The sequence below is a fragment of the Actinomadura meridiana genome (genome assembly GCF_039537545.1).
Lineage (GTDB): Bacteria > Actinomycetota > Actinomycetes > Streptosporangiales > Streptosporangiaceae > Spirillospora > Spirillospora meridiana.
The window spans coordinates 70,913-92,528 of sequence record NZ_BAABAS010000011.1 but is presented as its reverse complement, the minus strand read 5'-3'; the positions used below and the strand labels follow the sequence as shown (position 1 = coordinate 92,528).

At 68.2% G+C, this 21,616-nt stretch carries 27 protein-coding genes; 13 read left to right on the top strand and 14 right to left on the bottom strand.

Features of this window, described 5'->3' with window-relative positions:
* Window positions 1-79 precede the first annotated feature (79 nt).
* Window positions 80-952 (bottom strand): ketopantoate reductase family protein, encoded by an 873-nt coding sequence (locus ABD808_RS20035; RefSeq protein WP_344898849.1) that lies wholly within the window; start codon window positions 950-952, stop codon window positions 80-82.
* A gap of 62 nt (window positions 953-1,014) precedes the next feature.
* Here ABD808_RS20035 and ABD808_RS20030 point away from each other — a divergent pair, with 62 nt between their 5' ends.
* Entirely contained in the window at window positions 1,015-1,152 is a 138-nt protein-coding gene (locus ABD808_RS20030; RefSeq protein ID WP_344898847.1) for a TetR/AcrR family transcriptional regulator, read from the top strand.
* A 63-nt stretch (window positions 1,153-1,215) separates the two neighbouring features.
* Complete coding sequence (locus tag ABD808_RS20025) at window positions 1,216-1,764, top strand: NUDIX domain-containing protein (RefSeq protein WP_344898845.1); 549 nt, start codon at window positions 1,216-1,218, stop codon at window positions 1,762-1,764.
* A gap of 3 nt (window positions 1,765-1,767) precedes the next feature.
* Here the strand turns inward: ABD808_RS20025 and ABD808_RS20020 are convergent, their stop codons facing one another.
* A complete protein-coding gene (locus ABD808_RS20020) occupies window positions 1,768-2,871 on the bottom strand; it encodes a methyltransferase domain-containing protein (protein ID WP_344898843.1) in 1,104 nt (367 codons plus the stop codon).
* Window positions 2,872-3,229: 358 nt separating this feature from the next.
* Here ABD808_RS20020 and ABD808_RS20015 point away from each other — a divergent pair, with 358 nt between their 5' ends.
* Together ABD808_RS20015 and ABD808_RS20010 are read left to right on the top strand one after the other, a co-directional pair.
* Window positions 3,230-3,505 (top strand): hypothetical protein, encoded by a 276-nt coding sequence (locus ABD808_RS20015; RefSeq protein ID WP_344898841.1) that lies wholly within the window; start codon window positions 3,230-3,232, stop codon window positions 3,503-3,505.
* A 93-nt stretch (window positions 3,506-3,598) separates the two neighbouring features.
* Window positions 3,599-4,603: an asparaginase gene (locus ABD808_RS20010; protein WP_344898839.1), complete on the top strand. Its 1,005-nt coding sequence runs from the start codon at window positions 3,599-3,601 to the stop codon at window positions 4,601-4,603.
* Here ABD808_RS20010 and ABD808_RS20005 read toward each other — a convergent pair.
* From ABD808_RS20005 to ABD808_RS19985, 5 genes are all read right to left on the bottom strand, one after another.
* Window positions 4,572-4,973, bottom strand: a complete 402-nt coding sequence (locus tag ABD808_RS20005) for a hypothetical protein (protein WP_344898837.1) — start codon at window positions 4,971-4,973, stop codon at window positions 4,572-4,574. The genes ABD808_RS20010 and ABD808_RS20005 overlap by 32 nt on opposite strands.
* Before the next feature lie 40 nt (window positions 4,974-5,013).
* On the bottom strand, window positions 5,014-6,270 hold the full coding sequence (locus tag ABD808_RS20000; protein WP_344898835.1) for a CynX/NimT family MFS transporter: 1,257 nt from the start codon (window positions 6,268-6,270) through the stop codon (window positions 5,014-5,016).
* Entirely contained in the window at window positions 6,267-6,968 is a 702-nt protein-coding gene (locus ABD808_RS19995; protein ID WP_344898833.1) for a FadR/GntR family transcriptional regulator, read from the bottom strand. The genes ABD808_RS20000 and ABD808_RS19995 overlap by 4 nt, the downstream gene beginning before the upstream one ends.
* A 184-nt stretch (window positions 6,969-7,152) precedes the next feature.
* The gene (locus ABD808_RS19990) at window positions 7,153-7,542 is read right to left on the bottom strand and encodes a hypothetical protein (protein ID WP_344898831.1); all 390 of its coding nucleotides are present in this window, start codon (window positions 7,540-7,542) and stop codon (window positions 7,153-7,155) included.
* Between the two features lie 80 nt (window positions 7,543-7,622).
* On the bottom strand, window positions 7,623-9,389 hold the full coding sequence (locus ABD808_RS19985; RefSeq protein WP_344898829.1) for a DUF2207 domain-containing protein: 1,767 nt from the start codon (window positions 9,387-9,389) through the stop codon (window positions 7,623-7,625).
* A gap of 210 nt (window positions 9,390-9,599) precedes the next feature.
* Between ABD808_RS19985 and ABD808_RS19980 the strand changes: the two genes are divergently transcribed.
* Window positions 9,600-10,478, top strand: coding sequence for a neutral zinc metallopeptidase (locus ABD808_RS19980; RefSeq protein ID WP_344898827.1), 879 nt, complete (start codon window positions 9,600-9,602; stop codon window positions 10,476-10,478).
* Window positions 10,479-10,898: 420 nt separating this feature from the next.
* Here the strand turns inward: ABD808_RS19980 and ABD808_RS19975 are convergent, their stop codons facing one another.
* On the bottom strand, window positions 10,899-11,870 hold the full coding sequence (locus tag ABD808_RS19975) for a CU044_5270 family protein (RefSeq protein WP_344898825.1): 972 nt from the start codon (window positions 11,868-11,870) through the stop codon (window positions 10,899-10,901).
* The gene (locus ABD808_RS19970; protein WP_344898823.1) at window positions 11,867-12,412 is read right to left on the bottom strand and encodes an RNA polymerase sigma factor; all 546 of its coding nucleotides are present in this window, start codon (window positions 12,410-12,412) and stop codon (window positions 11,867-11,869) included. Before ABD808_RS19970 ends, ABD808_RS19975 begins: the two co-directional genes overlap by 4 nt.
* A 195-nt stretch (window positions 12,413-12,607) precedes the next feature.
* Here ABD808_RS19970 and ABD808_RS19965 point away from each other — a divergent pair, with 195 nt between their 5' ends.
* From ABD808_RS19965 to ABD808_RS19940, 6 genes are all read left to right on the top strand, one after another.
* Complete coding sequence (locus ABD808_RS19965) at window positions 12,608-13,030, top strand: helix-turn-helix domain-containing protein (RefSeq protein ID WP_344898821.1); 423 nt, start codon at window positions 12,608-12,610, stop codon at window positions 13,028-13,030.
* Window positions 13,027-13,488, top strand: coding sequence for a hypothetical protein (locus ABD808_RS19960; RefSeq protein ID WP_344898819.1), 462 nt, complete (start codon window positions 13,027-13,029; stop codon window positions 13,486-13,488). The genes ABD808_RS19965 and ABD808_RS19960 overlap by 4 nt, the downstream gene beginning before the upstream one ends.
* A gap of 167 nt (window positions 13,489-13,655) precedes the next feature.
* The gene (locus ABD808_RS19955) at window positions 13,656-14,015 is read left to right on the top strand and encodes a DUF2516 family protein (protein WP_344898817.1); all 360 of its coding nucleotides are present in this window, start codon (window positions 13,656-13,658) and stop codon (window positions 14,013-14,015) included.
* Between the two features lie 218 nt (window positions 14,016-14,233).
* Window positions 14,234-15,316 (top strand): WD40/YVTN/BNR-like repeat-containing protein, encoded by a 1,083-nt coding sequence (locus ABD808_RS19950; RefSeq protein ID WP_344898815.1) that lies wholly within the window; start codon window positions 14,234-14,236, stop codon window positions 15,314-15,316.
* A gap of 453 nt (window positions 15,317-15,769) precedes the next feature.
* Window positions 15,770-16,417 carry a helix-turn-helix transcriptional regulator gene (locus tag ABD808_RS19945; RefSeq protein WP_344898813.1) on the top strand — a complete coding sequence of 216 codons (648 nt, stop codon included), beginning with the start codon at window positions 15,770-15,772 and terminating at the stop codon, window positions 16,415-16,417.
* A complete protein-coding gene (locus ABD808_RS19940; RefSeq protein WP_344898811.1) occupies window positions 16,414-16,887 on the top strand; it encodes a hypothetical protein in 474 nt (157 codons plus the stop codon). The genes ABD808_RS19945 and ABD808_RS19940 overlap by 4 nt, the downstream gene beginning before the upstream one ends.
* 78 nt (window positions 16,888-16,965) lie before the next feature.
* On the opposite strand, the gene ABD808_RS19935 is transcribed toward ABD808_RS19940, so the two are convergent.
* Together ABD808_RS19935 and ABD808_RS19930 are read right to left on the bottom strand one after the other, a co-directional pair.
* Window positions 16,966-17,244 (bottom strand): DUF397 domain-containing protein, encoded by a 279-nt coding sequence (locus ABD808_RS19935; protein WP_344898809.1) that lies wholly within the window; start codon window positions 17,242-17,244, stop codon window positions 16,966-16,968.
* 25 nt (window positions 17,245-17,269) lie between these two features.
* The gene (locus tag ABD808_RS19930) at window positions 17,270-18,151 is read right to left on the bottom strand and encodes a helix-turn-helix domain-containing protein (protein WP_344898807.1); all 882 of its coding nucleotides are present in this window, start codon (window positions 18,149-18,151) and stop codon (window positions 17,270-17,272) included.
* A gap of 118 nt (window positions 18,152-18,269) precedes the next feature.
* Between ABD808_RS19930 and ABD808_RS19925 the strand changes: the two genes are divergently transcribed.
* Both ABD808_RS19925 and ABD808_RS19920 read left to right on the top strand, forming a co-directional pair.
* Window positions 18,270-18,530: a hypothetical protein gene (locus ABD808_RS19925; RefSeq protein ID WP_344898805.1), complete on the top strand. Its 261-nt coding sequence runs from the start codon at window positions 18,270-18,272 to the stop codon at window positions 18,528-18,530.
* Complete coding sequence (locus tag ABD808_RS19920; protein WP_344898803.1) at window positions 18,437-18,934, top strand: ATP-binding protein; 498 nt, start codon at window positions 18,437-18,439, stop codon at window positions 18,932-18,934. The genes ABD808_RS19925 and ABD808_RS19920 overlap by 94 nt, the downstream gene beginning before the upstream one ends.
* Before the next feature lie 34 nt (window positions 18,935-18,968).
* On the opposite strand, the gene ABD808_RS19915 is transcribed toward ABD808_RS19920, so the two are convergent.
* The 3 genes from ABD808_RS19915 to ABD808_RS19905 all read right to left on the bottom strand — a co-directional run bounded on the left by ABD808_RS19915 (window position 18,969) and on the right by ABD808_RS19905 (window position 21,587).
* Window positions 18,969-19,976, bottom strand: a complete 1,008-nt coding sequence (locus tag ABD808_RS19915; protein WP_344898801.1) for a hypothetical protein — start codon at window positions 19,974-19,976, stop codon at window positions 18,969-18,971.
* Window positions 19,973-20,614, bottom strand: a complete 642-nt coding sequence (locus tag ABD808_RS19910) for an RNA polymerase sigma factor (RefSeq protein ID WP_344898799.1) — start codon at window positions 20,612-20,614, stop codon at window positions 19,973-19,975. The genes ABD808_RS19915 and ABD808_RS19910 overlap by 4 nt, the downstream gene beginning before the upstream one ends.
* A 178-nt stretch (window positions 20,615-20,792) precedes the next feature.
* The gene (locus tag ABD808_RS19905; RefSeq protein ID WP_344898797.1) at window positions 20,793-21,587 is read right to left on the bottom strand and encodes a phosphoglyceromutase; all 795 of its coding nucleotides are present in this window, start codon (window positions 21,585-21,587) and stop codon (window positions 20,793-20,795) included.
* Window positions 21,588-21,616: the final 29 nt, after the last annotated feature.

The window sequence follows — 21,616 nt, the reverse complement described above, 5'->3', positions numbered from 1 at the left end:
GAAGTAGGCCTAACCAGCGTTCGTCCTGTAGCGCCGCGCCATTTGGAGGACGTGGTGAGGTCTTCGCTTTCTGGGTGGCTTAGCGGGCTCTCGCAGGGGCGCGGAGCTGTTCGGTCAGCCGCTCAAATTCGGCGGCCGTGGCGGGCGAGGGATGGTTGAGTCCGCTGTGGACGGCCGTCGGGCTCTTCAGAAAACGCCGGAGCATGGGCACGAGCAGACCTTGCGGCAGAGTCCGCAACGCGCCGAACGCGCGAGGTGCCGGTGGCGTCGCCATGGCGGCGAGGTTCTGCCGCATGAGGTGGAGCATGCCGCGGACCGCATCGGGATCGGCGGCCAGCTTTACCGGGCCGCCCGCCAGGTGCACCGCCTGCCCGAGCGGGACCTCGAACGCGGCGTGCGTCTTGAGCCAGGCGTCCATGCGCGGTTCGGCCTTGGCGTTGATCCCGGCGGCACGAAACGTCTCCACGATCCGTTCCAGCCGCGGAGTCGTGCGGCCGTCGGGCTCGCCGATCGGCATCGCGACCCGGCGTGTGATGAGTGTGGTCCTGCGGTAGCGGACCACGTCGCCGTCCATCGTCCCGGCGGACGTGGGGAAGCCGAGCAGCACCCGCTCGTGGCCGATCGCCGCGCCCAGCGGCTGCGCGCCCGCCGCCCAGTTGTGGAGGAACAGCACATCACCGTCGAGACCGGCGAGTGACTCCAGCACCGCGTCCACCTGATGGGTGCGGACGAAGACGGTGACCAGGCCGTACTCGCCGTCCGGACGCTCGACCACCGGTACCGGCACCCGCCTGACATCTGGGCTGTCTCCTTCGGCGAGCCGCACGCCGTCCCGGCGCAGAACGGCCAGGCGCCCACCCCGGGCGAGGAGCGAGACGTCGTGGCCTGCCTCATACATACGGGCGGCGAACAGGCTGCCGAGCACTCCGGCGCCGTACACGAGCAGCTTCATGTCAGACCTCTTTCAAACGACCGTTTCAATAATACGTTCGTTTGATTCGTATAATCGCTCATGTGGCGACCCCAGACACCCGCACCCAGATCCTCGACGCGGCCGAGCACCTCTTCGCCGAACACGGATACCGCGGCACCTCGGTACGGGCGATCACATTCCTGACGGCAGCGATGAACGCCCCACCAACCCGCCCCTAACAACCCAAGCCAACCCCCGGCGAACGCCGGTCGACGACGGCACTTTTGGAGCAGGAAACACAGATGAGTGACAGCGACGGCATCATCGAACAGCTGTCCAGCGAGATCGTCTACGAGAATCGCTGGATGAGCGTAACGGAAGACCAGGTCGAACGCCCGGACGGATCACGGGGAGTCTACGGTGTCGTCCACAAACCAGACTTCGCCCTGATCATTCCCGCCGAAGCCGATGGCTTCCACATGGTGGAGGAATACCGATACCCAATCAAGAAGCGCACATGGAGCTTCCCCCAAGGAACATTGCCCGATCGACAGCAAGCAGACCCCGAGGAGCTGGCACGCCTGGAACTAGCTCAGGAGACGGGCCTCCGCGCCCACACCCTCCGCCACCTCGGCTACCTGAATTGCTCACACGGAACAAGCAGCCAAGGCTTCAACATCTTTCACGCGACCGACCTGGAGCAAGGCGAACACGACAGGGAGGCAGAAGAGCAGGACATGCGGCAGAAGTGGGTCTCCCGTACCGACTTCGTAGCCATGGTGGGCGACGGCCGCATCACAGACGACTCCACCCTCGCCGCCTACGCCCTCCTCCTCATGAACCGCCTATAACTGCTACGGCCTGTCCAACCAAACATATTCGCCTTCGCCGGTGACGGTGAGCCCGAAGCGATCCCGGCCGGGGCTTCCTTGGCTGACCCACCCGAAATACGCCCCGACGGCCTCGTCCCACAGAGCGCGCTCTCCGGCCTGCCGAACGTCGAATGCCACACGGCCCGGCTCGTAAGTCGCCGTCGCCCAGGCGTCAGAAGCCCACAAGCGCAGGGTGTAATTGTCACCATCGCGGCGCCCACGCGCGACAACACCAGGCAATGCGGCCCCCATCGCCAGATCGGCCCCAGCAGGGGCGTAACCCAAGGTCCGAGGATCGACATCACTCGTGGACTCGCGGACATCGAGCGCCGCAGGATCCCATTCGGGATGACGCTGATTACGCATCAGCATGTAAGAGGCGTACCCAGTGAAGCGACCCACGGCAGTCCCGTCAGGCAAGACGACTAGCCGCAACTCATGGCTGGAAGCGAACCCCGGGGCATAGGGCGTAACGATCACCCCACCCGACCGCGTCTGCTCAACCCACGCATATGGCACCCGCGCCACTGCACACGTCGCATGGACGCGGTCGTACGGCGCGTTCTGAGCCCACCCTTTCGAGCCGTCTCCAACAACCACCGCAGGCTCGAACCGAACACCTGCCAGATTGGCCGACGCCCGCTCGGCGATCTGCGGGTCGACTTCGACACTGGTGACGTTGCCCGAGCCGACAATGCAAGCCAGCAACCCGGCCGTCCACCCGGTCCCGGTGCCAACGTCCAGGACGCGATGCCCGTCCTCAAGGTCGAGAAGTTCCAGCAACGACACAACCGTGCTCGGCGCCGACAACGAAGAGGTGTATCGCCCATCACCTATGGCCACGTCGGTGTCACCGTCGTCCAACTGGGTGATGATCGCCTCGTCGGAATACGCCACGTCAAGCCACGCTTGCGGGTCGCGAGCCTCACTGACGCGATCACCCTCGCCCATCCAGGCCAGCGCGGGTACGAAGCAGTGCCGAGGAACGTCATACAGCGCGCCCCGGACGGCGTCACTAGTAAGCCACCCGGCGGCGGTCAGCCGATCGACCATCGCCTCTAGACGCCGCATGACGTTCTCGGTCATGAGGTCATTTTCCTCGCTTGCCGTCGCCTTTGTTGCCCTTGTCGGGGGGCGGCGGAATCGGCTTGCCGGGCTTGTGTCCATTCATCTCGGCCGGGTCTTCGTGCCTGCCCACTGTGCGCTCCTTCCGCCAGGCGCAGCGATGTGCCGCGCTCACGGAGCCCCGTCCCACCGCGCCAGCATCGTGGCCAGGACAGGGCCGCCGACTTCGCACGCGCACGCACCCGAACGTGGCCGATACGTCGGCCACATGCGTGTTGGTCGGTGTGGTCGCGCCCGCAAACTATCACGACAAATAGTGATCGCCAGTGGACAATTAGTAATCGTCGCCGCGATGAACTCGTGTCGGTAGGGTCGGGCGGTGACCGGCAGGAAGGGCCGTTGGCCGAAGACTGGGCAGGACAGCGGCATCGAGTACGTGGCGCTGCTCATCCTGGAGTGGCTCGCCGATCGGGGCGTGAACGCGATGCTCAGGGTCGATGCCGAGCGGCGGGCGGAAGGCCGCCCCGCCTGGACTTTCGCCGAGAGCGGCGGGCCGTTGAAAGAGGCCATGCGTGCTGATGCCGCCACCGCAGGCGCTTGTCTTTCCCTCGCAGTGGCAAGGTTGCGCGAGCTCGGGCTGGACGTCCCGTTCTGATGCCGGGGTGCGGGTGGGGCTTGGTTGGTTGAGGTTGGCTGGTTTGGGGGCGACCCTGGGGTGGCGGGTCCATCTCGGGTGGGCGTGTTTTCGGTGCGGAACGATGAGTTGGGGGGGCTTGTGGGGGTTAATCCTGTTGTTGTTGAGGTGGAGCGGTCCGGGTTTGTTGAGTCGCGGCATCGGGGGGCCGCGGTCGGGCTTGGGGCCGATGGGGCTGTTGTCGTGCGGGTTGGCGAGCCTGGGGTGCCGATTTTTCCTCGGTCGGCCAACAAGCCGTTGCAGGCGGTTGCGATGGTGCGGGCTGGGCTTGAGGTGGACGGGGAGCTGCTAGCGCTGGCCGCTGGGAGTCATTCGGGGGAGGGGTTCCATGTTGAGGGGGTTGAGAAGATCCTTGCCGGGGTGGGGATGGGGGCCGGGGATTTGCGGTGTCCGGAGAGTTGGCCGCTTGAGCCGGTGGTGCAGCAGGAGCTTGCCCGGGGTGGGGGTGGGGCCTCGCGGGTGCGGATGAACTGTTCGGGGAAGCATGCGGCGATGCTCGCCACGTGTGTCGTGGCTGGGTGGCCTACGGCTTCTTATCTTGACGTGGGTCATCCGTTGCAGGTTGTTGTGCGGGAGACCGTGGAGGAGTTGGCCGGCGAGGCTGTGGCGGCGGTTGGGGTTGATGGGTGTGGGGCGCCGTTGTTCGCGCTGAGTGCTGTTGGGGTTGCTCGGGCGTTTCGGGCGCTTGTGTTGGCTGAGGAAGGGACGCCGGAGCGGCGGGTTGCGGACGCCATGCGCGCCTATCCCCAGTGGACATCTGGGACGCGGCGTGAGGAGCGGCTGCTGATGGACGCCGTCCCAGGGCTGGTCGTCAAGTGTGGGGCCGAGGGGGTGGACGCCTTCGCGCTCGACGATGGGCGCGCGGGGGTCGTCAAGATCGACGATGGGGCCATGCGGGCTCGGACGCCCGTCACCGTGGCTTTGTTGCGTGCCCTTGGTGTTGGCGAGGATCTCGAAGAGCTCGCCGTCGTTGAGGTTCGGGGCGGCGATGGTGTTGTGGGGGCCGTGCGGGTGGTGCCGGGGGTTTTTACGAGGTCGGGTGCTCCTCCGGGTCCATGAGCTCCTCGAACTCCTCCTTGAAGATCGTCTGCTCGTAGAGGACGCCGTCGGGCCACGGTTTCTTCGGCTCCCGGCCGGGCTGCGGGTTGTCCTTCCGGAACTCCGCCCACTGCGACTCGCGGTTCGGCGGGTAGCTGTGGGAGAACATGCCGGGCCGGTACGTGTACGTCCCGCCCTGTTCCATTCCGCGATGGTTGTTCTGGTCGTTCCGTCGTTCTGGATGGATCTTCCGGGACGACGCCAGCACCGTCATCGAGAGCCGGGCGACGAGGGCCGCCACGGCGACGACCGGGATGATCCACGCCCACCAGAACGAACCGGTCGTCGTGTTCTTGGCCACCACCGGGTCGGTCAGGATCGTGGAGAGCATGTGGTCCACCTCCCGGTGGAGAATCGGCCGGTCACAGGGGTTATTTAGTGATGTGTCCGCTAATCGCCGTGTTAACCCCTTGGGTGGCAGGTTCGGCGGTCGGGTCCGCTGGTTCGCCGATCGTTCGGTTGCGTCCAGCAGCAAGGCCGGGCAGCACGAGCAGGGCGGAGACCAGCACGACCCCGGCCATCGGAACGCTCCAGCCGCCGGTGGCGTCGTGCAGCGCGCCCACCCCGAGCGGGCCCAGCGCCGCGATGACATAGCCGACGCCCTGCGCCATTCCGGACAGTTGTGCCGCGACCTGCGTGTCGTGGGCGCGGAGTCCGATGAACGACAGCGCGGTCGCGAAGCCGAGGCCCTGACCGATGCCGAGGACGACGGCCCAGCCCCACGCCCATCCGATCGGCGTCCACGCCAGCCCGGCGAACCCCGTCAGGGTCAGCACCACGGTGCCGACGACGAGGGGGCGCTGGTCGCGCGTCCGCCGCGCCAGGACCGGGACGGCCAGCGACCCGACCGCCTGCACCCCGGCCGTGAGGGCCAGCGCGTACCCGGCCGCTGTTTCGCCCATCCCGCGGTCCTGGCAGAGCGTCGGGAGCCAGCTGATCGCCACGTACGCAAGCAGGGACTGGACGCCCATGAAACCCGTGACCTGCCACGCCAGCCTGGACCGCCACACCTGCGCCGCCATGCCTCGGTGCGTCGCGGGGGGCGGGGCCGAACGCGCCGCGTGGGCGGCTCGCCGGGCGCTCGGTAGCCAGAACAGGCCCGCGATCGCGGCCGGAATGACCAGGAGGCCCATCGGGAGCCGCCAGGACGCGTCGAAGACGTCCTCGATCGGGACGGCGACCCCGGACGCGATCGACGCGCCGCCCGACACGGCGAGGGTGTACACGGCCGTGACCGTGGTGATCCGGTCCGGGTGGTCGCGCTTGATGATGGCGGGCATCGCGATGTTTCCGATGCTGATCGCGATTCCCGCGACCAACGACCCGGCGAACAGTGGGAACGGGGCGTCCAGGAGCCGCAGCAGGAGCCCGGCGACGAGCAGCGCCATGGTCATGACCAGGAGCGTCTCGCTGCGCGGGGCGCGGCGCAGGAACGGCGCGACGAGCCCGTAGGAGCCGAAGAACACCAGCGGCAACGTGGTCAGCGCCCCGGCCGCCGTCCCGGACAGGCCGAAGGCGTCGCTGATCTCGGTGAGCAGCGGGCCGACCGCCGCGATCGCGGGACGGAGGTTGACCGCCACCAGGGCGATCATGAGGACCGCGCCGACCGTCCCGGCCCGCCGCGTCACCGGCCCACCGTCCCGCCGTCGCGTTCGAGGAGGGTGTCCAGGACGGCGATGGTCGGTTCGACCACCGCCGCGGCGGCCGTCGCCGCTGCCGCCGCGTCGCCCGCGACGATCGCGTCCAGCACCGTGCGGTGGGGGCCGGGGCCCGCCTCGGGGATCTCGTGGTCGAGCCTGATGGCGCGCAGCGACTCGTGCAACCGGTCGATGAACAGGCGCATCGCCTCGATCAGCACGGCGTTGCCGGACGCCTCCGCGACGCCGAGATGGAAGGCCGCGTCGGCGGCGCCGAAGTCGTCCGCGGCGGTGGCCTCGTCGCGGGCGCGCAGCAGCCGCTCCAGCCGCACGAGGTCGGCGTCGGTGCGGCGGCGCGCCGCGAGCCGGGCCGCCTGGACGTCGTAGGCGAGCTGCACCTCGAAACAGTCCCGCAGGGACGCGCGGGCCAGCCGGTTCAGCAGCGGGCGCGGATCGACGGTCGTGCGGACGTACGTCCCGGCGCCGCGCCGCACCTCCAGAACTCCGACATGCGCCAGCGCCCGGATCGCCTCCCGGACGGCCGGACGGCTCACGCCGAGCAGCGCCGCCAGCTCCGTCTCGGCCGGAATGCGGGCGCCGACCGGCCAGGAACCGTCGCTGACCTGGGCCTGGAGCTGCTCCAACACGGCGTCGACGGTCGATCCGCCCGCGATGGGACTCAATCCCACGGACCCTCCTCAAGTAAGACGTCAGACATCTTAGCCAAGGAATCCGGACATATCGCGCTTCGGGACCCGCGGTGACCGCCGGGAGGGGTCTCGACGGTCACCGCGGGCTCGAACAACGCCCGCCGGTCGGGGGTGTGGGGCGAGGGAATCCGATCCGGCGGGCGTCGCGTCTTTTGTGGGCCGATCAGCGGGGTCTGGTGACGTGTCGTCGCTTGAGGCGTTTGCCCGCCCGGCGTTTCGTGTGTTTCTCCGCCTCCCGGGCCTGCTCTTCCTCCGCGCGGGCGCGTTCGATCCGGGTCATGAGGTCGCGGTGGGTCACGGACGGGGCGGGGTCGCGGCGCGTCCGCTGGGACGGGCTGCCCACGATGATCCCGCCCTGAACCGGGCCCCGACCCGGCAGCCCGCTCGGGTGTCGGCCGCGATGCGGGGGCTTGCGTGAAGTCAGCAATGTCACCGCCACCCAGGCGATCACAGCAATGAAGATCACGGCCGGTCCGATCGCCATGAAGTAGGCGTCCCCGAGCCGGTTGGTGGCGGCGAGGACGGAGCCCGCGGGGGCGGAACTGGCGAGCATGAGGAACACCTCCTCGCCCGAAGCCCTACCCGGTGTCAGATCCTTAACCGTCCCGGTGGTCGTCTGCGTGCGGGGAGGGTTCAGAAACCCCGCGACTGGGAGATGGAACCCGAGGTCGCGAGGGTGAAGGTGCGCATCGACTCGGCGAACTTCGACAGATCCCATTCGGCGGGACCCTCGTACCAGTAGAGGTTGTCGGCGCCCTCGGCGCGTTCGCCCGCGTCCTTCACCGTCTCCGCCCACTTCGGGACGGCGTCGAACACCACCGCGTACGGCAGGAAACGTGAGAACAACGCGATCCGCTGCCGGGACGCGCCCGCGTCGCCGTCCGGGATGGCGCCGCGCTCCAGGAACGCGCGGAAACCGATGGTGTGCGCGAGCACCGTGGCGCCGCGCGCCGTCTTCGCGGGCATGTACTGGCCGCCGTACGCCAGCGCCGCGCCCGCGATGATCACGGCGAGCCCGGCGAGGGCCCACTCGGTGGTGAGGGCGAGCGCGACGGTCCCGGCGATGCCGAGCATGGTGATCGCGATGCCCGCGACCGTCCACCGGGACCGGACGGTGTCGGGCCGCCGCGCGAACCACCCCTGCTTCACCACGTCGTCGTACATCGCCGACCTGACCTGGGCGAGCTTCGTCGCGAACGTCCCGCCGAGCTCCGACAGCCTCACCGCGTCGCGGCCGCCGCCGTCGGGGGCGGTGAGCAGCGCGTCCAGCAGGATCCGCTCGTAGGGGAGCAGGTCGACCTGCGGACGGTCCAGGCGGCGCAGCGTCCAGTCGAGACGGCCCGAGCGGGCCCGGTCCTCCTCCTCGATCAGCAGGTAGCCGCGGACGGCGAGGTCGACGATCGTCGCGGTCACGTCGATCACGTCGGCCTGCTCGTCGATCAGCGTGCCGATCTGGCCCGGACGCACCCCGTGCGGCGGCTCGAACTCCGTCCCCGCGACCGGCGCCTGATCGCCCTCGGCCGCCTTCTTCCCGACGACCCGCGCGTCCCGTCCCCGCAGCAGGTAGAGCACCGCCACACCCCCGCCGAGCAGCACCAACAGCCCGATCAGCGCGCCGCCGGTGACCGCGTTCACGGAGAACGCCGTCGCGACCGTGTGCCGCCGCTCGTGAAGGGCGCGGCCACCGGTCGTCCCCGGCGGCAGGCCCGCGACGACCGTCAGGTACTCGCCGGGCAACATCCCCTGCTGCGCGTAGATGCCCTGCGTGTGCGTGTGGTTCGTGTAGTACTGCGTGCAGCCGATCGTGCTTCCGACCGGGCCCGTGAAACAGTTGACGTTGCGGATGACGGCACCGGCGTCGACGGTCACGCGCGCGTCGTCCAGCGCGACCTTCCACCCACCGATCACCGGCCAGCGCAGCTCCTCCGCCGACCCCATCGGCGTGATCGCGCCCCGCAGGTCGTACTCCAGGACGACCGTGCGATTCCCGGTCAACTCCGCCCCGCCGCTCACCTCGACGGTCGTGCTGATGTCGTTGCTGGACGACCCGACCTTCGTGGGCCCACCGTCCGGGCTGCTCGCCCGCAGATTCTCGATCTTGTAGACCCGATCCTCGCTGAGGCTCTCGTGGCTGCGAGTCGGGAACGTCCGCTTGAAGCCCTTCTGCCCCGCGAACCGGTAGACGATCGTCTCCTTCACGTGCGCCACACCGCCCTGGCGTGTGGTGACGACGGCCTCGTCCTTCAGAACGCGCTCGTCGGCGGCGAACCGTCCCCGCGCGGGCTCGGCCCCCGACGCGGACGCGCAGGTCAGACCGGACAGCAGCGCCGTCGCGAACAACGTCGCCGACACCTTCAGCACCACCGGCCGCATCCGGAACTTCGCCGCAAGAGCAGACATGGCCGCAAATGGTATCGGCAATGCATGCGATGATTCCCTGCTATGGCTGGTCAGTACCCTCCGCCGCCTCCCCCGTCGCGGCCCCCGGCGCCTCCTTACGGGCATCCCGGCTATGGGCAACCCGGTTATGGGCCTGGTTATGGGCAGCCCGGATACGGTCCGTCCTACCCTCCTGTTGCGCATGGTGGGTCGCCGTATAGCTATGGGCGGATGCGTCCGCCGCCGCGGCGGTCCGCCGGGGGGACGATCGCGGGGATCTTTGGTGGCATCACCGCGCTTGTCGTTCTTGGGATTCTTGGGCTCACGCTCGCTGCGGGGCAGGACGGTGTTTCCGGGACCAACCCCACGACGTCGTCCGGGGGTGGGCAGAGTGCCGTGCAGAAGGCCACCGACAACAAGCTTTACGCGACCGGCGCGTTGACGCCGGTGAGCTGCCAGTTGCCGCGCATCCAGCCGAACTCCACGTCCATGCGTCAGTTCATGAACGTGCTGAGCGACTGCCTGGACGCCTCGTGGTCGAAACAGTTCGAGAAGGCCGGGATCCAGTTCGTCAAGCCCCATCGCGTGTTCTGGCTGGAGCCGGGGCGCAGCCCGTGCGGCACGTACCCGGCGCCGGGGTCGTCCGCGTTCTACTGCCCGGCCAACAACACGATGTACGTGGGCCTCCGGCACGTTGTGGAGACCTCGGGCGGCGCGCCGCTGTCCCACTACGCCGTCTACGCGCGGGTCATCGCGCACGAGTACGGACACCACGTCCAGGACCGCGCCGGGATCCTGCTCTACGCCGACCGGCAGATGGAGACCGGCGACACCGGCACCCGCAACGAGGCGAGCCGCCGCATCGAACTCCAGGCCCAGTGTTTCGCCGGGGCCTTCCTCGGCGCGGAGAAGCGCACGCTGCCGATGACGCGGGAGCAGTACACCGCCATGATCATCGACCTGCGCGGCCGGGGCGAGGACCAGCAGCCCCCGGACGAACGAGACCACGGCTCCGGACGCCACTACGCGGGCTGGGTCATCGCGGGCTTCGACGGAAACCGCCTCACCATCTGCAACACCTGGACCGCGCCGCCCTCCAAGGTCAGCTGATCGGCGGGGCGTGGGCGCGGTTTCGCTGGACGTGATGAGCGGTCTGCGCGGCGGTGCGTCCGTTACCCTGGGGGCATGAACACGTCCGCACGTCAGGTGATGATGCCCCGTTCGCGGGGCCGCTGACGCAGCACGGACGACTGTTTCCGAGGCCCTGTCACGGGGCCTCGATTTGGTTTCGACCGCGATCCGCGTCACCCGGCAGTGCACGTCCCACGCCGCGCGCCTGCCCGACACCACACCCATCTTCCAGAGGTTGGTCATCCCCTCAACCGCCGGATGACACGGAGTCTGCGCGAGCCGAACGCGGAGATCCTGCGGCAACTCGCCGGGGAGTTGCCGCAGGATCGCCCCCGGTCGGCGGTGCCGTCCTCCTCACGGAACGGCCGAAACAGGAGCTGCTCGACGCCTACGCGCGCGTCAGGGACGTTGGCCCGGACGGTCCACGACCCCCGCGACCAAGCGGATGGACGAGCTCTCCACGGCGCCCTTCAGGTAGCGCCCGCCGGTCGGCGTCGTGTGCTCCTGGATGACGGTCGTACGGTGTCCCTTGTAGGCGTAGGTCGACGGAGCCAGCAGGATCTCCTCCCTCGCCCACCCGTCGATGACGGCCGAGACCGAGATCGCGTCGTGCCCCGCTCCGTCCTTGGACGTCCGGTCCACGGTGACGCCGGGGACCTTCGCCATCGCGCGGTAGATGGCGGCGGTCTGCGCCGGTGGCAGGGCACCGTTGTTCAGCAGGAGCGACCCGAGCAATCCGAACGGGCTCCCGTTCCAGTCGCGCCGCCCCTTCAGCTTGCGGGCCCAGGCCAGCATTCCGTCCGCGTCCGTCGGCAGCTTGGACACGGTGGCGTAGTCGGTCGGTGGCAGCCCCCCGCCCGTGGGGGACGTGACGAGTTTGCCGTTCTCGTACATCGCCACAAGGGCCCCGTCCTCGCGGACCCAGTCCCGGTCGACCTGTGCTTTCAGCGGCGTCCCCGGCTTGATGACCTGGCCCTGGCCCGGTTGGCCGCTGCGCAGGTAGCGGGTCTCGGTGTAGACCCACTGGCCGGGACGCGGCGCGGTGAACGGCTGCTTCAACACGGACGTCGCGGCGACGTTCAGCACGTACTGCGTGTCCGTCATCTGGGTGCCCGCTGGACGGGGCGACCCGTCGCCGCCCGTCACGACGACGGTGCCGAGGACGAGCGCCCCGGCGACACCACCCGCCGCGACGAGCCGGAACGCCGTCCGGCGGGTCCCTCGCGACGGGCCGGTGCGGCGGGCCGTGGACGCCGTGATCCGCTCGAAGGCGGCGCGTCCGGCCGGATCGCGGGCCGCGCCGTCGAACGCGCCGGGCGGGCACGGGTCGGCCGGGCCCATGACATCGCGGACTTCGTGAAGATCGTTCATACCTGGGGGCTCCTTCGCAGTGGGGTGGCGGGTGCGGGACGGTCCGCGGCGTCGACCTCGATGAGGGCGCCGGTCAGACGACGCCGGGCGCGGTGCAGGCGCACGGAGAACGTCTTGACCGAGCAGCCCAGCACCGTCGCCGCCGACCGCGCGTCGAGTCCGTCCCAGCCGACGAGCTGGAGGACCTCGCGGTCGCGGGCGGACAGGCGGCCGAGCGCGGCGGCTATCCGTGCGTCCGCGGCCAGGGCGGACGCCGGGTCGGCGGTGGGGGCGCGCGGGCTGTCGCCGCGCAGCCGGTCCCACAGCCGGACGCGCCGTCGGCGGCTCCGCGTCTCGTTGGCGAGGACGTTGCGGGCGACGTTCAGCAGCCACGGGAACGGACGGTCGGGTGGGATGTCGCCGCGCCGCCGCCAGGCGACCAGGAACGTCTCCGCGGCGACGTCCCGGGCCGTCTCGTGGTCGATCCGGCGCGCGGCGTAGCGGAGCACGTCGTCGTAGTGCGCGTCCCACAGTTCGGTGAATCTCCCGTCTGGATCCGGCACGCTGCTCCCTTCTCTCGGGTCGGTGTCGCCCAGAGATGTCCGGCAAGGCCGCCATGACTACACTTTCGCCGGATTTTCGTGGGACGGCGCGCACCGGGGGCCCGGCCGGGCGGAACCCACCGCTGTGAGCCGACTCACCTGACCTGCGCTAGCTGCCCGCTTGCAATTGCAAGCGCTTTGCCGCAGGGTGGAGACATGGCAGGTTCGAAGGTCGGTTCGATCGGGGAGTACATCCGGGAACAGCGGACGCGGGCGAAGATCTCGCTGCGTCAGCTCGCGGACGTCTCCGGGATATCCAACCCGTACCTGAGCCAGATCGAGCGCGGCCTGCGCAAGCCCAGCGCCGAGATCCTGCAACAGATCGCCAAGGGTCTGCGGATCTCCGCCGAGGTGCTGTACGTGCAGGCCGGGTTCCTTGAGGAGCGCGAGGACGACACCGACGTCCAGGCCGCCGTCCGCGGAGACGTCCTCCTCACCGAACGGCAGAAACAGGTGCTGCTCGACATCTACGCGTCGTTCCTCAAGGAGAACGACGCCGAGGGTGCGCCACCGGCGGAGGACGCCGCGACGACCCAGGACGAACGAAACGACGGAAACGGAAAGGAAGAGGTCGGATGACGCTGGCCGGCAATCTACGAGAGAACCGGGCCGTGTACGCCATGGCCGGCGCGGGCGACCTCGCGGTGCAGAAGCTCCGTGAGGTCCCCGAGCAGATGACCAGGTACCAGGGCGAGGTCCGCGAGACCGTCGACCGCTACCGCGTGCAGGTCCGCGACACCGTGGGCCGCTACCGGGGCGAGGTCTCCAGGTACCAGGATCGCGTCGACGCCAGGGAGCTGCCCGGCGCCGCCGTCGCCTACGCCACGTACGTCGGCACCCGGGCCGTCGGGTTCATCGACGAGCTCGCCGAGCGCGGCAAGAAGGTCGTGAACCGCCAGGCCGCCGAGATCACCATCGTGGCGCCGAAGGCGGCGTCCAGGCCCGCGCCGACGTCCAGGCCCGCGCCGAGGTCGCGGGCCGCGCAGCCGAAGCGGACCACGCGGACCCGGTCCACGACCAGGAAGACCGGCGCCTGAGCGCACGGTCCGTCAGAGCCCGGCCCCGGAACGCGCGGCCGGGCTCTTTCGTCCTCTCAGGGACGGCTACGGGCCCACGGGTGGACGGCGCGCATAGGGTTGAGTAGTGAGGCCCGTGCGCGCGACGCCGAGTCGCCGTCCGAGACGAGCAGGAGCGTTGATCGCTGATGTCGGATTTCAATGTGCTGGACTACTTCTTCTGGCTGCTGTTGATCATCGCGTTCGTGATGGAGGCATGGGCGCTGATCGACTCGCTGACGGTGCCCGAGAGCGCTTTCAGCGCGGCGGGGAAGTGGCGCAAGAAGATGTGGACGATCGTCCTGATCGTCACGGTCGTGGTCGGCGGCGCCTACGCCGTCGCGCCCGCGGCCCTCGGTGCCAGCCCCATCGCCCTCCTGCTGGGCATCCTCCCGGTCGCCGCGTTCATCGCCGCCGCCGTCTACCTGGCGGACGTCCGTCCCGCGGTCGCCCCCTTCAAGAAGCGCAACGGCGGCAGCTCCCACTCGGGCCCCTACGGCCCCTGGTAACCACAACACGACCCCGATCTCGTAACGCCGACCGAGACTTCGGCGGACTCAACGACGCCTGCCCCGCCGCATGACGAGGATCGCGATCATCAAGACGCTCGCGCGGGGCGCAAGACCGCCCTGGGCCTTGGCCGCCGGGCATTGACCCGGCGTGCCCGAAGGCGCGGCCACGTGGCTTGGGCCTGGACGGGTTGATCATCTTTCGTTAGCTTGCGCTCATGAAGCCGATGCGGGCGCTGGCCCGGAAGATGTCGTTCGCGGGAGCGTGCGCCGCGCTGGTCACGGCGTCCCTCGCGGTACCGGCCACCGCCCACGCCGAGACCACCAAGGACGGCCTGGCGTGGCGGCTCACCCCCACCGGGACGGACGCGCGGTTCCGGGGCCTCGCCGCGGTCAGCCGCAACACCGCCTGGCTCGCGGGCAGCGGCGGCACCGTCCTGCGGACGACCGACGCCGGTCGCACCTGGCAGGACGTCGCCCCGCCCGACACGGCCGGCCTGGAGTTCCGCGACATCGAGGCGTTCGACGCGAGGCGCGCCGTCGTGCTGGCCATCGGCGAGGGCGACGCGTCCCGCCTCTACAGCACGTCCAACGGTGGCCACACCTGGACGCTCGGCTTCAAGAACGACGACCCGAAGGCGTTCTACGACTGCGTGACCTTCTTCGACTCCCGCCACGGCCTCGCCATGAGCGACCCGGTGGACGGCAAGTTCCGCGTCATCTCCACCAGCAACGCGGGACGCACCTGGCGGGTGCTGCCGTCCAAGGGCATGCCCGCCGCCCTTGAGGGCGAGATCGCGTTCGCCGCCAGCGGCCAGTGCCTGGTCAGCCACGGAAGCCGGGACGTGTGGCTCGCGACCGGCGGGGCGTCCACGTCCCGGGTCTTCCACTCCCGTGACCGGGGCCGCACCTGGACGGTCGCCGACACGCCGCTGCCGTCCAGCGCGTCCCAGGGCGTGTTCTCGGTGGCGTTCCGCGACTCCCGCCACGGCCTCGCGGTCGGCGGCGACTACCGTCCCGGCGAACCGTCCCCAAAGGCCGCCGCCACCACGAACGACGGCGGCCGCACCTGGCACCCCGCGGACCACCCCCCGGCCGAATACCGCTCCGGCGCCACACCCTTGGCCCCCCGACTCCCCATCTCCCTGGCGGTCGGCCCAACGGGCAGCGACGTGACCTTCAACGGTGGCAGTACCTGGACCCAGTTCGACGGTGGCAGCTTCGACACCGTCGACTGCGCCCCGGGCGCCTGCTGGGCCGCAGGCGAAAAGGGCCGCGCCGCCCGCCTCACCACCTTCTGAACAGGCAACTCCCCTGGTCATGCTCCTGCCTTCCCAGCTAGCGCGGTCGTGTCGTAACTTACGGTGCTTCATCCGTGCGAAACTGTGACGCGGTCGCATCAAGGTGGGGGAGGGCGATGGTCGGGAAGGAAGCGAAGCCCTCTGACCACAAGAACAAGAACATCCGTGAGGTCCTCAAGAAGCTCTGTGACTTGGGTTGGACGTTACGGCGAGAGGGGCATGGCTATCGCCTGTACTGCCCTTGTTCGACCAAGTGCACCACCATCCCCGTTGGTGGGACGCCTGCCAACCCCAGCAACGCTGCCATGCGCATCACCCGGGCCGCCCAACGTTGCCCCAAGGATCCGGATGACCCCCGCCGAAGCTTGACCGGCATGGACCGGGAAGAATGAGGTAACCCTGTTGACGAACGTCAACAGAGTTGCGAAGCTTCATCTAGCGAGGAGGTGCGACATGGAGTATGAGTTCCGTTTTGTGGTGAAGGGTGCAACCGTGGACGATGCGGACATAGTCGATCTGCTGGCGGACACCTTTGACGCGATGCTCTTTCGCGGGGCGGGCGTTGACCTACTCGATGTTTCCGGCGAGGGAAGGGACGCTCTTGACGCCGCTGTTTCTGCTGTGCGAGCGATCAGAAGCACTGTTCCACAACTACAGTTGCTCTATCTGGACAGAGACCTGGTCGGCATTCCCGAAATAGCGGAGCGAACCAACGCTACACGCCAGGCGGTCAGTCTCTGGGCTAATGGTTCACGCCGCAACGAAGCTCAACCATTTCCGGCACCCGAAGGTGTCGCCGGTCGAGCCAAGGTGTGGCTATGGGCGGAAGTCGACGCATGGCTTGCGTTCCATGGCCTTGACGACGGAATTAACAGGCCAACTCGTGAGGAAATTGCGGACATAGATTCCGCGTTGCACTGTGGTATTCACCTAAAGAGTTCGATATCGGTGGAACGCTGGCGGCGTACGCGGAGAATGGGTACTGCTAGCTATGTTTACTCCACCTCAATAGTGACCTCTTTTCAGGAAGAAACGACGGTCGACTCCCCGCAGGGATGGAGTGCGCCGCAGACGCTGGACGAGCTGGCAGGTGCTCGATGAGTGGTACTCCCGAGGAGGATGCGATCTCCATTGAGCGGCTTGTGGAGGAAATCGAACTAAAGAGGATCACATTCTTTGAGATCTCTGCCCGCAGGTGGAATTCTGATCCAGGAATAAGTGAGGAGCCTCACGAGGAGGCGCAGACCTCTCTAAATGTCATGCACAGGGTGGACGCTCATTCGATTTCGATCCGCTGTCGCTTGACCTTGAGCTACAAAGAAGGCGTCGTCGTGGCGGACGGCGCGGCGATTTTTGAAACGCGCGACCGGAGTTCGGATCCACGAGAAGTGGAGATCGCCGAAGATGTTCTCGTCGAATTCAGTAGGCGAGTCGGCATTCCCGCGCTGTATCCATATCTTCGTGAGGCGATCCAGGAGTCTGCGCGTAAGGTGCGAATGAAGGCGCCGGTCCTCGGTCTGTTGCGTCCTGGGTCCTTGAAGCTCGAGCAGCGAGAAGACGAAGACGCTTAATCGGTCTGACCCGCTCCACGGCCAATCCAGTGCTTCGCGCGGTCCGGCGCCAGCGATGCGAGCGCACACGGGCTCCGCTCAGGCCACCGGTACTGCCGCCGTGAACTCCTCGATCAAGCGTGCCGAGTCGAACTCTTGCTTGCGGACGCCGTCCAGGAACGCGTCCCACTCGGCGACCGTGAACACTTGCGGCTCCCGCTCGGGGTTCTTGCTGTCCCGAACCAGGACGACGAACTCCTCGTCCACCTTGTTCGCGACCTCACAGTCAAGTCCACGGATCACAGCGACCTCAACGCAGACACCGCCGTTGTTGCCGCTTCGGGAGCTCTTGCGCCAGTGGGTAGCAGTCAAGTCCATGCGGAACTCCTCGGCCAACGCTCACCTAAGTCAACTCTGCGGCCACCGCGCGGAACATCTCAATCGTCTGGCGGGGGCTGAGCGCTCGCGCGCGCAGGTGGTCGTACATAAGCGTATACCGGTCGACCTCGTCTGGCTTCTGGGTATAGATGCCGCCGATCTGCTGCTCCAGGTACACCTTGTCGGGATCATCGTGTTCCGGGAACCTCAGCAGGTAAAACATTCCGTGCATCGCACAGTGTTCTCCCGCTTCGAACGGCAGTACTTGGAGAGTCACATTGCGGAGTTGCGCCACCTTGATCAGATGCTCGATCTGTCGGCGCATGACCTCAGGGCCACCCACCACACGCCGGATCGCGGCCTCGTTGAGGACGAACCAAACTTCAAGGGTTGGTTCCTCGTGGAGCCGCGCCTGCCGAGTCGCCCGCACGGCGATCATGCCGTCGACGTCGTCCTCGGTGTCAGGGTAGGGAGCGGTGGACATGATCGCCCGGGCGTATTCATCCGTCTGTATGATCCCAGGCACGAACTCCGACTCATAGCCGAAGACATGCGATGCGGATGCTTCGAGGACCACATAGACCTGGAGCCACTTCGGGATCGCTCCGGAGTACTGATGCCACCAGTCGGGCTGGCGGGCGAGGCGGGCAAGTTCGACGAGGGCGTCGGCCTCCTCGCCGTCGACGCCGTACATCTTGAGGAGCCGCTTCACGTCCCGCTGTAGGACGCGGCTCTTGTCGTTCTCGATCCGGTAGAGCTTGCTCTCGGCCCAGCCCATCTCCTCGGCCACGATCTCCTGGTTGAAGCCGGTCCGCTCGCGCTGGGCGCGTAGTTCTCGTGCCAGCCGCGCGCTCGCGACGGTCGGGATATGCCTACCTTTAGCCACGATTCGACCCCAATCGGTCACCGAATTTTGATGGGTTTCAAGTAAGTGCTTGCGCCAAGTCCCTGCGAGATAGATGCTAACCGTTATCGGACGGGCGCGCAGGGTAATCAGAAGATCGCTGACGAGGGAGTATGCGGCGATGACGGGGCGCGAGGTGCAGGTGCTTCACCTGGTGATGCTCGCCGTCGAACTGGACGTCCTCGGGCGGTCCAGCACGCTCGCGCTGCGTCCGTACGACGTGCCGGTCCTGTTCGTGTCGAGGGCCACCGCGAAACTCAAGATCAAAGCAGAACTGCGAGGCGACCAATGGTTCTACGCATGGGGGCGCAGCCCTTCGAACCGGATCCCTGTGGACATCCGGGCGGCACGCGGGATCGCCGCGATGGTGACGGCGCCGTAACGGAACGTTTTCTCGGCCTCATCGTCTTCCCCGGGGCCGTCGACGAGGTGCCGGACGTGCGGCACTACGTCCGGAGCCTGCTGACCCGGGCGAGTGACCGCGCCGTCGCCGGTGACGCGGAGCTGCTGGCCTGCGAGTGCGTGAGCAACGCGATCAAGTTCACGCTCAGCGGCGGCAATGGTGGCCGGGTGGCCGTCAAGCTCTTCGGCCTGGCCGACGTGCTCCGCGTCGAGATCCTGGACCAGGGCGGTGCGGTGTCCGTCCCGGCCCCGCGCGGCACGCCGCATTCCGCCGTCGCCGAGAACGGCCGGGGCCTCCACCTGATCGAAGCCCTCGCCAAGGAATGGGGCACCCTCCCTTACGGCCCCGGCACCCTCACCTGGTTCACCGTCCCCCGCTCCTGACAGCCGGGCTTGGCCACCTCTTGGTGGGGCGCGCTCAGGCCAGGACGGAGCCGTGCGGGTCTCGTTCGGTTCCCCCACGCACTTGGAACATCCCGTCACCGATCTGCTCGGAATGCTGTTCGACCAGTTCACGCAGATTCACCGGCCATGTGGTGGCTCGGTTCCACACCGTGCCTGCGAGCGCTTCAAGATCCATGATCGGTAGGTGGGAAGCGTCCACTCCCGACAGGTTCACCGGCACCGACGCGAGTGCGGACGCTACCGCTCGCACCAGGATATCGGCGACCTCCATGGTGAGGCCGTGGTCGAGGTCATGGTCGAGGCCGCGGGTGCGAGTGCGGGTGAGGACACGGGCGAGGTCACGGGTGAGGTCGCGAGGGAGGTCGAGGTCGCTTGCCATGGCGAGGGCGCCGTCGAGGGCGCGGTCGAGGGTGAGGACGTGGTTCAGAACGCGGTCGCGCGCGAGGTCGAGGGCGAGGTCGAGATCGTGGGCAAGGGTGAGCGCGAGGTCGCGGAAGAGGTCGCGCGCGAGGGTGAGGGCGTGGTTCAGAACGCGGTCACGGGTGCGGACGTGCGGACGGGTGAGGTTGCGACCGAGCGCCAGCTTGAGGTCGCGCGCGAGGTCGCGGGTGAGGCCCAGGGCGAGGTCGCGGGCGAGATCGCGGTCGCGGGCGAGTTCATGGCTGATGTCGCTGACCGTGATGATGGCCTGCGTGAGAGTCATGAGGAAGGCCAGATACGCGCTGTTGGGATGGGGAAGGTTCGCGCGGACCAGGGCGTGGTGGAGTTCGGCGATACCCTCAGGCAGTCGCCTCCGAGTGTGCCGCGTGAGGGCGCGGAGTTCGAGGATCACCAGGTCATGGCTGTCGTGCGTCGGTTCCGGCTGCGGCGGAGTGGTGTCGTCCTCCATCAAGACCAGCAGGCCGGTCAGAGGATCGGTGTGCTCCCGGGCATACCGCAGCAGGTCGGTGTGCGCGTCGAGCAACAGGCGGTCGAGTTCGCCGTCGGAGAGAACATCGGGATCGTGGACGTGGTCGGTCATCGGCCCGTTCCTCCTTCCTGCGTGCCGCTGGAGCCGAGGTATCGGCGCAACAGCTTGCGGGCCTTGGCGCGATGGTTGCGAACTCGCTGGGTGTCGGTGCCCGTCTGAGCGGCGATGACGCTGTCGGGGTACCCGTCCAGGGTGAACGCCATCACCGCGCGCGTCAGGTCGTCGTCGATCGCGTCCAGGGCTTGCAGCACCCGCGCCGTCCCGGACGCCAGGTCGGACGGATCGGGCTGAGGGGCGGGGTGGTCGGTGAGGAGCTCTTCCACTCCCGAGATCGTGGGGGGCTCTCGGCGGCGCGTACCGCCGGGGCGATCGTGCCGGCGAAGCGCGATAGTGCGAATCCACGCCTTGGGGTCGCGGATCTGATCCCAGGCGCCTGGCCGGTCCGTGGTGCGCCATGCCTCGATGAACGCTTCCTGGGCGGCGTCCTCGGCAGCGTGAAATGTCGCGTGACGTGCGAACATCACGAACCGCACCACCTGTGGATGTTGCTCGGTGAAGAAGTCCAGGAACTGCACGCGCGCCGCGCCGACGATGCCATCGGGGCGTTGGACCGCTCCATGTGACTGCTGGGTCCGGCCTGGATCGACCTGACGGGGCGGCGGGTCGTCACGGGTCTCATCGGCCGTCATCGCCGTCCCGCCCGTCCCGGACACGGTGGTAACGGGCTGCGATGGGCAATAAGGCGCTGATCAGTCCCAGCGCCGCCGTCAAGAGGCTGATCACCGAAGCGGCATTCATGGGGTTCCCTCCACGGGTACGTCTTATCGACGTAGTGGGCGGGGACCGCCATGATCGGTAATGCCGGGACTACTTCTTGCGGGACTTCTTCTCGGGGGGCTTGGGGAGGGGCGGGGGCTTGGTGGCGCCCTGGTTCCGGACGGCCTCGATCGCGGCCTTGGCGGCGGCCGGGTCGAGGTACTCGCCGCCGCGCTTGAGGGGGGCGAAGTCGTCGTCGAGTTCGTAGACGAGGGGGATGCCGGTCGGGATGTTGAGGCCGACGATCTGTTCGTCGGAGACGTCGTCCAGGTGCTTGACCAGCGCGCGGAGGGAGTTGCCGTGCGCGGCGACCAGGACGGTCTTGCCCACCGCGAGGTCGGGGACGATCGCGTCGTACCAGTAGGGGAGAAGGCGGTCGACGACGTCGGCCAGGCATTCCGTGCGCGGAATCAGCTCGGACGGCAGTTCGGCGTACCGCAGGTCGTTGACCTGGGAGAGGGGGTCGTTGTCCTTGATGGGGGGCGGTGGGGTGTCGTAGGAGCGACGCCACACCATGAACTGCTTCTCGCCGAACTCCTCGCGCGTCTGCGCCTTGTTCTTGCCCTGGAGCGCGCCGTAGTGGCGTTCGTTCAGGCGCCAGGAGCGCTTGACCGGGATCCAGAGCAGGTCGGCTACGTCCAGGGCGATGTTGGCGGTGCGGATGGCGCGCTTCAGCAAGGACGTGTGCACCACGTCGGGGGTGATGTCGGCGTCCAGCAGCAGGTCGCCGCCCTTGGTCGCCTCACCCTCGCCCTTCGCGGACAGGTCGACGTCCACCCAGCCGGTGAACAGCCCCTCCGCGTTCCAGACGCTTTCGCCATGCCGCAGCAGTACCAGGGTCGCCATGGCACCAGAGCCTAGCGGCATGACGGGCG

Excerpts from the sequence above, each read along its gene's own strand:
- ABD808_RS20035 (WP_344898849.1), bottom strand. The coding sequence starts at position 952 with ATGAAGCTGCTCGTGTACGGCGCCGGAGTGCTCGGCAGCCTGTTCGCC.
- ABD808_RS20025 (WP_344898845.1), top strand. The coding sequence starts at position 1,216 with ATGAGTGACAGCGACGGCATCATCGAACAGCTGTCCAGCGAGATCGTC.
- ABD808_RS20020 (WP_344898843.1), bottom strand. The coding sequence starts at position 2,871 with ATGACCGAGAACGTCATGCGGCGTCTAGAGGCGATGGTCGATCGGCTG.
- ABD808_RS20005 (WP_344898837.1), bottom strand. The coding sequence starts at position 4,973 with ATGCTCTCCACGATCCTGACCGACCCGGTGGTGGCCAAGAACACGACG.
- ABD808_RS19990 (WP_344898831.1), bottom strand. The coding sequence starts at position 7,542 with ATGCTCGCCAGTTCCGCCCCCGCGGGCTCCGTCCTCGCCGCCACCAAC.
- ABD808_RS19985 (WP_344898829.1), bottom strand. The coding sequence starts at position 9,389 with ATGTCTGCTCTTGCGGCGAAGTTCCGGATGCGGCCGGTGGTGCTGAAG.
- ABD808_RS19980 (WP_344898827.1), top strand. The coding sequence starts at position 9,600 with ATGCGTCCGCCGCCGCGGCGGTCCGCCGGGGGGACGATCGCGGGGATC.
- ABD808_RS19975 (WP_344898825.1), bottom strand. The coding sequence starts at position 11,870 with ATGAACGATCTTCACGAAGTCCGCGATGTCATGGGCCCGGCCGACCCG.
- ABD808_RS19965 (WP_344898821.1), top strand. The coding sequence starts at position 12,608 with ATGGCAGGTTCGAAGGTCGGTTCGATCGGGGAGTACATCCGGGAACAG.
- ABD808_RS19960 (WP_344898819.1), top strand. The coding sequence starts at position 13,027 with ATGACGCTGGCCGGCAATCTACGAGAGAACCGGGCCGTGTACGCCATG.
- ABD808_RS19955 (WP_344898817.1), top strand. The coding sequence starts at position 13,656 with ATGTCGGATTTCAATGTGCTGGACTACTTCTTCTGGCTGCTGTTGATC.
- ABD808_RS19950 (WP_344898815.1), top strand. The coding sequence starts at position 14,234 with ATGAAGCCGATGCGGGCGCTGGCCCGGAAGATGTCGTTCGCGGGAGCG.
- ABD808_RS19945 (WP_344898813.1), top strand. The coding sequence starts at position 15,770 with ATGGAGTATGAGTTCCGTTTTGTGGTGAAGGGTGCAACCGTGGACGAT.
- ABD808_RS19940 (WP_344898811.1), top strand. The coding sequence starts at position 16,414 with ATGAGTGGTACTCCCGAGGAGGATGCGATCTCCATTGAGCGGCTTGTG.
- ABD808_RS19935 (WP_344898809.1), bottom strand. The coding sequence starts at position 17,244 with ATGGACTTGACTGCTACCCACTGGCGCAAGAGCTCCCGAAGCGGCAAC.
- ABD808_RS19925 (WP_344898805.1), top strand. The coding sequence starts at position 18,270 with ATGACGGGGCGCGAGGTGCAGGTGCTTCACCTGGTGATGCTCGCCGTC.
- ABD808_RS19920 (WP_344898803.1), top strand. The coding sequence starts at position 18,437 with ATGGTTCTACGCATGGGGGCGCAGCCCTTCGAACCGGATCCCTGTGGA.
- ABD808_RS19915 (WP_344898801.1), bottom strand. The coding sequence starts at position 19,976 with ATGACCGACCACGTCCACGATCCCGATGTTCTCTCCGACGGCGAACTC.
- ABD808_RS19910 (WP_344898799.1), bottom strand. The coding sequence starts at position 20,614 with ATGACGGCCGATGAGACCCGTGACGACCCGCCGCCCCGTCAGGTCGAT.
- ABD808_RS19905 (WP_344898797.1), bottom strand. The coding sequence starts at position 21,587 with ATGGCGACCCTGGTACTGCTGCGGCATGGCGAAAGCGTCTGGAACGCG.